Genomic DNA, 350 nt, shown 5'->3' on the forward strand with positions numbered 1-350 from the left:
GTGCCTACATTTGCACTCGCAAACGTAAACACTGGACTTCCTCCTAAAACAACATCATCTGCTCCTATAACTCCACTTAAAGTAGCAGTTCCTGAAGCTGATCCTGCTGTCGTCCCATCATAAACTTTATTATCTCCTGTAAGTCCCACGATTGTGAGTTCTGCTGCGGTAATATCTGCCGACAAAGTAGGTTGCGTTAAACTATACTTCCCTGCATCTGCTCCACTTAAGGTAAACCCTGAAGTAGTAATGGTAATACCTGTTCCTACATTTGCACTCGCAAAAGTAAACACTCCTGAGCCGCTTAAGCTTACATCATCTCCTCCAAGAACTCCACTTAAAGTAGCTGT

1 protein-coding gene is annotated in these 350 nt (G+C 43.4%); it reads right to left on the bottom strand.

Annotation, left to right across the window (positions count from 1 at the left end; translation table 11 throughout):
- On the bottom strand, window positions 1–350 hold a 350-nt coding region (locus AAON49_RS00095), incomplete at both ends, for a YDG domain-containing protein (RefSeq protein ID WP_349551731.1).

Origin of the sequence: Pseudotenacibaculum sp. MALMAid0570, assembly GCF_040151415.1 — a bacterium.
Taxonomy (GTDB): domain Bacteria; phylum Bacteroidota; class Bacteroidia; order Flavobacteriales; family Flavobacteriaceae; genus Polaribacter.